This is a genomic window from 'Nostoc azollae' 0708 (assembly GCF_000196515.1).
GTDB lineage: Bacteria > Cyanobacteriota > Cyanobacteriia > Cyanobacteriales > Nostocaceae > Trichormus_B > Trichormus_B azollae.
Genome location: NC_014248.1, coordinates 968759 through 975000, shown reverse-complemented (window position 1 = coordinate 975000; position 6242 = coordinate 968759). Strand labels below are relative to the sequence as shown.

Sequence of the window (6242 nt, the reverse complement as noted above, 5' to 3'; positions counted from 1 at the left end):
GTTGTCTCTATTTTAGATGAACGTTCTGCTGGTTTTTTCGCTTTGGGAAGAGCGAAAGCAACAGGAAAACCTGTAGTATTGGTTTGTACTTCAGGAACAGCAGGAGCAAACTTTTATCCTGCTGTTATAGAAGCTAAAGAAAGTCGTGTATCTTTATTAATATTAACTACTGATAGACCGGCAGAATTGCGAGAATGCCATTCTGGCCAAACTATTGACCAAGTGAAATTATACGGTAATTATCCCAATTGGCAAAATGAGTTAGCTATACCTTCGGCAGATATGGGAATGTTAAGTTATCTCAGACAAATGGTAATTCATGGTTGGGAACGTTGCCAATTTCCTAATGGGGGAGCAGTGCATTTAAATATTCCTTTTCGTGACCCTCTTGCACCTGTTCCTGATGGTACTGATTTTAAATTAGATTGTGAAGAGTTTTTTGATGGAATAATTCCTACTCAATCACATTTTGCCAATTACCCATTACCCAAAGAATGGGAATTATGTAACCGGGGGATTATTATTGCTGGTGTAGCACAACCCAAGCAACCTGAAGAATATTGTAGAGCGATCGCATACCTTGCTCAAACTCTTCATTGGCCTGTTTTAGCTGAAGGACTTTCCCCTGTTAGAAATTATACTAATATTAATCCCTATTTAATTTCCAGCTATGACATCATTTTACGTAATCAGGAAATTGCTAAAGAATTAACGCCAAAAATGGTAATTCAAATTGGGGAAATGCCCACAAGTAGAAAATTACGTAATTGGTTAATTGCTACTAAACCTTATTGTTGGCTAATTGATAAAAGTATTAAAAATTTAGATTCATTACATGGTAAAACTACACATTTAAGGATATCTATAGAAGAAATGGGGAGAAGGGAAAGTAGGGAAATAGAGAAAAGGAGTATTAATGAATATTTAGAAAAATGGTGTGCTATAGAAAATCAAGTAAGATCAAAAATTGATGCTTATATTGAAAACATAGATGAATTAATTGAATGTAAAGCAGCTTGGTTAATTTCTCATACTTTACCACCAGGAACACCTATTTTTATTTCTAATAGTATGCCTGTGCGGGATGTAGAATTTTTCTGGAAACCGAATAATTTGAAAATTAAACCTTACTTTAATCGAGGTGCAAATGGTATTGACGGTACACTTTCTACGGCTTTAGGAATAGCACATTATCAGCAAAGTAGTGTGATGTTAACAGGAGATTTAGCTTTATTACATGATACTAATGGGTTTTTAATTAGAAATAAGTTTATTGGACATTTGACCATTATTTTAATTAATAACAACGGTGGTGGTATTTTTGAAATGTTACCTATTGCCAAATTTGATCCGCCATTTGAAGAATTTTTTGCTACACCACAGGATATTGATTTTGCTAAATTATGCGCTACTTATAATGTGCAGTATGAGTTAATTACTTCTTGGGAAAATTTAACAGCAAGGCTGAGGTTCCTACCAAAGGATGGTATAAGGGTTTTAGAAATAAAGACAAATAGAAAAAGTGATGCTCAATGGAGAATGGAAAGTTTGAAGAAACTTGCAGAATACCTGGGGACTTAACTATGGTGTTTTTTAGATTTGAGGAAAATCAATTATTTAATCGATATGCATCGTTATAGTCATCCTATTAGAAATATAAGTGATACCTACAGTAGGCTAACGCATTACACCAAATCCGCGATAAAATTTTCAAGCACTTTTCAAGCACTCTACTTTTATGGAAACTACCTGGAAAACTGTGACAACCTATGAAGATATCCTCTATCAAAAAACTGATGGTATAGCTAAAATCACTATCAACCGTCCCCATAAACGTAACGCTTTTCTCCCCAAAACCGTATTTGAACTGTATGAAGCCTTCTGTGATGCACGCGAAGATACAAATATCGGTGTAGTTCTATTTACTGGTGCAGGTCCCCATACAGATGGTAAATATGCCTTTTGTTCAGGGGGTGATCAAAGTGTCCGGGGACAAGCGGGTTATGTGGATAATGCTGGTATCCCCCGTTTAAATGTGTTGGATTTGCAACGTCTAATTCGTTCTATGCCGAAAGTAGTAATTGCTTTGGTAGCTGGCTATGCTATTGGTGGGGGTCATGTTCTCCATTTAATTTGTGATTTAACCTTAGCTGCTGATAATGCTATTTTTGGACAAACAGGCCCGAAAGTTGGTAGTTTTGATGGTGGTTTTGGCGCTAGTTATCTAGCGCGGATAGTGGGACAAAAAAAAGCACGGGAAATCTGGTTTCTTTGTCGTCAATATAACGCCCAACAAGCTTTAGAAATGGGTTTGGTTAATTGTATAGTTCCGGTTGAAGACTTAGAAAGCGAAGGTATAAAATGGGCGCAAGAGATATTAGAAAAAAGCCCTATTGCTATTCGTTGTCTCAAGGCTGCCTTTAATGCAGACTGTGATGGACAAGCTGGTTTGCAAGAGCTTGCTGGTAATGCCACTCTCCTGTATTACATGACAGAAGAAGGTGCAGAAGGAAAACAAGCATTTTTGGAGAAACGTCCTCCCAATTTTCGAGATTTTCCTTGGTTGCCTTAGATTTAAATTAAAATCGCACCACTGATTAAGGTGCGATTTTGATAGATTTGAAAATTTGTAAAACCAAAAAATTTTAAAGTCAAATTTTATTGAACTGGAAAAAATTGATTAAAGTAATAATGGTAGGCTAAATTAGCACTGCGTGAGTATTAACTTCTTGTGAAGTGGGAGCAGGTATTTCTTCAACAGAAATTGCTGATAGATTGTCTAAATCTGTTTTTAGAGTGTGAGATACGGGTAAGACTGGTTTTGCGACTGGCAAAGTCCAGGCTTCTTCCAAGGTTTCCCAAGAAGGTGCAAAGGCTGGTAAGGCTAATGGGCAAGCTTTCCAACCTGCTTGTACTGGTGCGCCCAACTGTTGACACATTCCACCGCGACGACCCTCTGGTTGGTAATGACGGCAATATCGACAAGCAGATGTTAGATGGTTAATTGGTTTCATTTGGGTTCATCTTCAGTGCGGTTGAGGGCTGACTTATCACACCTATATATTTTCCTTCTCTAACAAAATAGGTGTAAAAGCCAAAAAGGTATTATTTTATCTGGGTTCTAGCTATTTATATTCAAAAATAAACTTTAGGATATCTTTAGAATGTTGTTATATTTGTCAATGATTATGGGAGTGGTTACATACTTGTTTTTGGCTAAAACGTATTGGGGATCAAGGTTAAATGCTTAGATTTAGATTCGCTCGACTTTTGTAACTAATTCATTAGATCACCTAAAATCACTGTTTATGAGGTAAACTCATCTGCTCCATTGAGAAGGGATGGATATAGTAGCAGATAGTTTTCTGAATTGGTAAAAAGTTATGGGATACATGGAGTTGAGCAATAATTCGTTGATGCTAGAAGCCCCCGGATTTATCCGTGGGGTGAATACAAAATCCAAAATCCTGTTAGAGGATGACAAAGTATTAACCCAAGTTTTTCTGGTGCAAGGAGGCTGGAGGCAGAAGAAAGCTAATATTCCCAATTACCCATTTTCTATTCCCTGCTATAACTTTTTGGCAGCACACAGGGAACAAACACGCCAGCGTTGCACTTCACCTGGTGGGGTGGGACATTGACACTGGGGACAAATAGGTAAGTTGTACGATCGCTCTTGCATGACCTTGGCCCAATCTGCAAAAATAGCCTGAGCATTCTCAGCAGTAGCTTTAATCTCAGTGTCAGAGATGATTTTACCCAAATCATTGATACCCAAATAACTGGGATGTTGTTGTGGTGATAGCGTTTGTGGCTGATTGCCTGGTAATGGCGATCGCTTCCACTTAGCTGTTGAGAAGCGAATATCTATCAAAGGTACAGGTAGCTTTTGATTTAACTTGAAAAGTATGGCTTTGCGTCCAAAGGTTAAGTTTTGCGCCCAAGCAGCACTAGAGGTTGCTACCCACAAAACATCCCGCTGCACTGACAAAGGGCGAGTTTGTGCCGCAACCGCAGCACCAACCATTTCTCCCCAACACTTCAGCAAGCGTTGAAAAGGTTGTTCTTGCCATTTGGCTTCTATTTCGAGAATGCTTAAAATATCATTAACTGATTTCAACGACATCTTTTTAACAAAGCAAAAATTTAGCTAGGTTCTGGAAACTATAATACGAAGTAATAAAATTTATCCAGCAGTATTACCTTTGAGGCACTGTGGCAATGAGTCAAAATCCCATAATAGGTTCCAGCACTCAATCGTCTAAAATGTCTGGCTTAAAGCCAGAGCTAGCCACAGCATTGGCAAGTTTAGAGGTGCAGCTAGACCAAGAGTTAATTAGATACAGACGCGCACGCAAGGGATTTAAGCAAACAAAAGAATTTGGTGTAGGGAGTTACACCCCTCATCAACCCCAACAGTTAAATGGCATGACTGAGGCATTGGGAAAATTTCAGCCATCATTGCCAGAAATTAACACTAACGCAATTTCTCTAGAAAGCCCAGTCTTGAAGACAGACAACCAGGAGGAAATAAGTCATTCTCCGGTGTCTTCTATCCAAGAGTCAGGCAAAATACAAACTCCATCTGATCCAGACCCAAAATCAATCAGCAGTATAGTCCCTACTAAGGCTCAGGCTGCTGAAAATGAAACTATCATTTCTACGGAAAATGCTTCCGAACACCCAGATGATTATTTAGAATCGAGTGAAGCACTGTTGAGGAGTCTGAAAGAAGAAGCAGAACCGAAGAAGTTTAGTCGTTCTAGTGATATAATTTCACCTGTGGGCATTGGTTCTATACTTCTGCTATTACTGGCTAGCCTGACTTTAGGTTATGTAGTATTCAATCCCAAAACGTTACCGCAATTGAATCTGGGAAAACTATTTAACAGTGGTTCGTCAACAAATACAGAAAATACTGCAATCACTGAAAGTAATGCCCTACCGATAGCCCAACCAGAAATCACACCTATACCCAAACGTCCTAACTTGGCTACGCGTGAGTTTCCACAGGTGAGAGATCCTAATGATGTGGTGGGCTTAAAACCTAAAGTTAGAGCAACTTCCACAGAAATACCTAAAACTATAGCTGTCTCAACCCCAAAAAATCCATTAGTTCCTGTAGATTCAGTCTCTACTGCACCAACACCTAAGCCAAAACAAACCTTGTCAGCTGTTAATGCAGAAATTAAACCCTCCGCTGATGGGTTCTATTATTTGATAACTGATAATCAAAGTGATAATGCTTTAGCCGCAGCAAAGCAAGTGGTTCCTGATGCTTATTTATCTCCTAACAAAAAGTATATTTATCTTGGTGCATTGAAAACTAAAGAAGAAGTAAAACTTAGGTTACAGCAGCTAAGAGTGAAGGGTGTTAACGCCAGTGTACAGCAGTAAGGGAGCAGTGCAGATATGGAAGTGATGAAGCGTATTCTGCGGGTGATTCGTGGTAAGTTCAATAGTTTGGTGCAGGGTGCTGAAGATCCAGAAAAAATTATGGAGCAAACTTTTCTGGAGATGCAGTCAAATTTGGTGGAGTTGCGTCAGGGGGTGGCTTGTGCGATCGCTAGTCAAAAACGTACTGAACGCCAGGCCTTTGCTGCTCAATCCCAAGCCCAAGAGTGGTATCGTCGCGCCCAACTAGCTCTACAACAAGGTAGCGAAATTTTAGCACGGGAGGCTCTCACCAAACGCCAAGCTTACCAACAAACTTCTACAGCCCTATTTGAGCAAATAGAACAGCAAAAACAGGTGCTAGGGAAGCTAAAACAGGATATGCGGAGTTTGGAGTTGAAAACCGCTGAGGTGAAAACCAAAAAAGATATGTATATTGCTCGGGCTCGTTCTGCTCAAGCATCTTATAAACTACAAGAAATGCTGAGTGGAGTATCAGATAATTCTGGTTTAAGTGCATTAGAACGAATGGAAGAGAAAGTTTTACAGATAGAATCACAAGCAGAAGCGATTGGTCAACTTAGTAGTGACAATCTGGAAACAAGATTTGCTGGATTGAAATCTATTAATGATAATGATGTGGATGCTGAACTAGCAGCCATGAAAACCCAAATGTTAGATCAGGTAAATAACACTCCAGTGCAAAATAGTCTCTCTGGACAGCAAGTACCTACAACGCCCAAAACTCCAGAGTGTTAAATGTAATTAGTTACTGTAGCTGAATTATAGTCTGATGATTCAGAATGGAGAGAGTATACCATTCCAGACTGAAAAGATTAAATTGAAAT

General features: G+C 39.0%; 6 protein-coding genes (1 of these 6 cut by a window edge). 4 read left to right on the top strand and 2 right to left on the bottom strand.

Translation table 11 applies throughout. The features are described from left to right. Positions 1–1581, top strand: the 3' portion of a protein-coding gene (menD, locus tag AAZO_RS04465; RefSeq protein ID WP_013190340.1) for a 2-succinyl-5-enolpyruvyl-6-hydroxy-3-cyclohexene-1-carboxylic-acid synthase. 153 nt of this gene lie to the left of the window's left edge; 1581 of the gene's 1734 nt are visible here — the last part of the coding sequence; the start codon falls outside the window, past its left edge; the stop codon is at positions 1579–1581. Between the two features lie 157 nt (positions 1582–1738). Next, positions 1739–2572 carry a 1,4-dihydroxy-2-naphthoyl-CoA synthase gene (menB, locus tag AAZO_RS04460; protein ID WP_013190339.1) on the top strand — a complete coding sequence of 278 codons (834 nt, stop codon included), beginning with the start codon at positions 1739–1741 and terminating at the stop codon, positions 2570–2572. 127 nt (positions 2573–2699) lie between these two features. On the opposite strand, the gene AAZO_RS04455 is transcribed toward menB, so the two are convergent. Beyond that, complete coding sequence (locus AAZO_RS04455; RefSeq protein ID WP_013190338.1) at positions 2700–3014, bottom strand: hypothetical protein; 315 nt, start codon at positions 3012–3014, stop codon at positions 2700–2702. A gap of 554 nt (positions 3015–3568) precedes the next feature. After that, the gene (locus AAZO_RS04450; protein WP_013190336.1) at positions 3569–4126 is read right to left on the bottom strand and encodes a DciA family protein; all 558 of its coding nucleotides are present in this window, start codon (positions 4124–4126) and stop codon (positions 3569–3571) included. Positions 4127–4221: 95 nt separating this feature from the next. Here AAZO_RS04450 and AAZO_RS04445 point away from each other — a divergent pair, with 95 nt between their 5' ends. Further along, positions 4222–5397, top strand: coding sequence for a hypothetical protein (locus AAZO_RS04445; protein WP_013190335.1), 1176 nt, complete (start codon positions 4222–4224; stop codon positions 5395–5397). Between the two features lie 15 nt (positions 5398–5412). Beyond that, positions 5413–6153, top strand: a complete 741-nt coding sequence (locus AAZO_RS04440; protein ID WP_013190334.1) for a PspA/IM30 family protein — start codon at positions 5413–5415, stop codon at positions 6151–6153. Positions 6154–6242: the final 89 nt, after the last annotated feature.

Excerpts from the sequence above, each read along its gene's own strand:
- menB (WP_013190339.1), top strand. The coding sequence starts at position 1,739 with ATGGAAACTACCTGGAAAACTGTGACAACCTATGAAGATATCCTCTAT.
- AAZO_RS04455 (WP_013190338.1), bottom strand. The coding sequence starts at position 3,014 with ATGAAACCAATTAACCATCTAACATCTGCTTGTCGATATTGCCGTCAT.
- AAZO_RS04450 (WP_013190336.1), bottom strand. The coding sequence starts at position 4,126 with ATGTCGTTGAAATCAGTTAATGATATTTTAAGCATTCTCGAAATAGAA.
- AAZO_RS04445 (WP_013190335.1), top strand. The coding sequence starts at position 4,222 with ATGAGTCAAAATCCCATAATAGGTTCCAGCACTCAATCGTCTAAAATG.
- AAZO_RS04440 (WP_013190334.1), top strand. The coding sequence starts at position 5,413 with ATGGAAGTGATGAAGCGTATTCTGCGGGTGATTCGTGGTAAGTTCAAT.